At 73.8% G+C, this 2435-nt stretch carries 1 protein-coding gene; it reads left to right on the forward strand.

The window, feature by feature from the left end; translation table 11 throughout:
• Nucleotides 1-124: 124 nt before the first annotated feature.
• Complete coding sequence (locus AB0B89_RS35985; protein WP_358562143.1) at nucleotides 125-2275, forward strand: hypothetical protein; 2151 nt, start codon at nucleotides 125-127, stop codon at nucleotides 2273-2275.
• Nucleotides 2276-2435: the final 160 nt, after the last annotated feature.

Genomic DNA, 2435 nt, shown 5'->3' on the forward strand with positions numbered 1-2435 from the left:
GGGCAACGCGTCGAAGGTCACGGTCGCGGGCTGGCCGACCTTCAGCTTGGTCACGTCGGACTCGGTGAAGTCGCCCACGACCTGGAGGCGCTTGGGCGACGGAGGCTCGGGCGACCAGGCCTTCGTGGCCCCGCCAGGCATCAGCGGCAACGGCTCCAGCCAGGTGCTCAACGCGGTCACCTCCGTCGGCTCGACCGTGGTCGCGGTAGGCAGCGACACGACCAGCCCGGTGCCACGGCCGCTCTTCCTGGTCTCACCCGATGGCGGCAAGTCCTGGGAGCTCGGCAGGGTGACCGGGCCGGCCGGGTACGAGCCGGCGGGGTCGGCCGGGCGCGTCGCAGGCGGCGCCGGGCGCTGGCTCGCGGCCGGGACCGAGGCGCCTGGCTCGGCGGGCGCCTCCGCCCGGGGCATGTGGACCAGCACCGACGGCCGTTCTTGGACGGCGGTCGACCCCTCGCGGCTCTCGGTCTTCTGGAACGGCGACCGAATCACCGACCTGGCACGTACGGCCGGTGGTTTCGTGGCCGTCGGCTCCACGACCCAGAAGGACGGCGGGTACGGCCCGGTGGCCTGGGTGTCGCCGGACGGGCAGAGCTGGAGCCGCGTGGACACCGGGCAGATCGGTGCCACGGACAAGGTGCGGGCCATCCGCGCGGTGGTCGCCAAGGGGGACGCCGTCGTGGCGCTGGCCGATCCGGGCAAGGGTGACACGACCTCGGTCATCCTGCGCTCCCCGGACGGCGGCAGGACCTGGCTCCGTACGGCCGCGGCGCTGCCCGGCGTGCGGCCCGAGCCCGGCGCGCTCGCGGTGGCCGCCAAGGGGTTCCTCCTGGTGCCGACCCTGCAGAAGTCGAACGCCGGAGAGGTCCGCGTCTACTGCTCCGACCTCGGAGACGAATGGCGCCAGTGCGGGGTGATCGGCGGGCTCGGACGCGAGGCGACCGGCGTGCGCGGCCTCGCCACCTCCGCCGCCGGGGTCGCGGCGGTCGCCGAGTCGGGATGGGAGCGCTACGGCGTCTTCACCAGCGGCGACGGCAAGAACTGGAACGAGAGCACCGAACTCGGGCAGATCCCCGGCACGCTGCGGGGCCTCGCGATCACCGACGCGGGCACGCTCGTCGCCGCGGGGGACCAGCGGGCCGGAGGCCTGGACAACCTGCCGGTGCTGATGACGGCCGCCAAGGGCAAGGCGGCCGCTCCGGTGCCGCTGGCCGAGATCAGCGGGCTGACCCGCTCGGCCCGCGAGACCACCGCCCTGGTCGCGGCGGGGAACTCGTTCGTCGCGGTCGGCTCGGTCAAGGGCGACGCCGGCATCTGGACCAGCGCCACTGGCCAGAACTGGAAGGCCGTCACCTCGCCCGCGCTCGGCGGAGCGGGCAGACAGGCGCTCAACGACGTGGCACACGGCCCCCAGGGATGGCTCGCGGTGGGCAGCACCACGGCCGATTCGGCGTTCGTCAGGCCGTTGCTCGCCACCTCGACCGACGGGCGCTCCTGGCGCCCGGCGCCCGAGTCGCCCGCGCTCGGGTCCTCCGGGCGGTACGCCGTGGTCCCGCGCGTGGTCGCGGCCGGTCCCAAGGGGTACGTGCTGGCGGGCGACGACAGCGGGCCCGACGGTGTGGTGGCCGCGCTGTGGTTCTCCGCCGACCTGCGCCGCTATTCACGTTCCGCACCGCAGAGCCTTCCGGCGGGCGGCGCCGACGTGCGCATCGAGGACGTCGTCGCGACCGCCGACGGGTTCCTCGCGGTCGGCGGGTCCGGTACGTCGGGCCGTACGTCAGGGGTGGTCTGGGTCTCGCGCGACGGGCTGAACTGGACCGCACGCAAGCGCGTGATCCCCGAAGGGGCGCGCTCGGCGAGCCTGCGCAGGGTGCTCCTGCGTGATCATGATGTCGTGGCGGTGGGCAGCGCGACGAACGACAAGGGGGTGGACCAGCCGTTCGCGGCGGTCTCCTCTGACGACGGGGTCACCTGGCAGTACTCCTGGCTGCCCGCCGACGCCCCGGCCACCGTGCTGGACATGACGACCTCGGACTCCGGCCTGGTCGCGGTGGGGTCGTACGGCCCGCCCGCGACCGGGGACAGCGCGGTCTGGACGTCCGAGGACGGCCGCGACTGGCAGCGCCACACCCTCACCGGGGACGGCATGACGGGCGACGGCGCCCAGTGGCTCGGCGCGATAGCCGTGATCGACGACAGGGTCGTCGCTCTCGGCCGCTCCACCACCTACACCTCCGACCACCTCACCCTGTGGAGGACGTCCTTCAGCCGCTGACCACCTCGGTCGTGGTGGACCTCCGTGCGACCTCGGTCGTGATGACGTCCGCGAGCGGCTGACCTCCTCGGTCGTGATGACGTCCGCGAGCGGCTGACCTCCTCGGTCGTGATGACGTCCGCGAGCGGCTGACCTCCTCGGTCGTGATGACGTCCGCGAG

Origin of the sequence: Sphaerisporangium sp. NPDC049002 (genome assembly GCF_040649355.1) — a bacterium.
Classification (GTDB): domain Bacteria; phylum Actinomycetota; class Actinomycetes; order Streptosporangiales; family Streptosporangiaceae; genus Sphaerisporangium.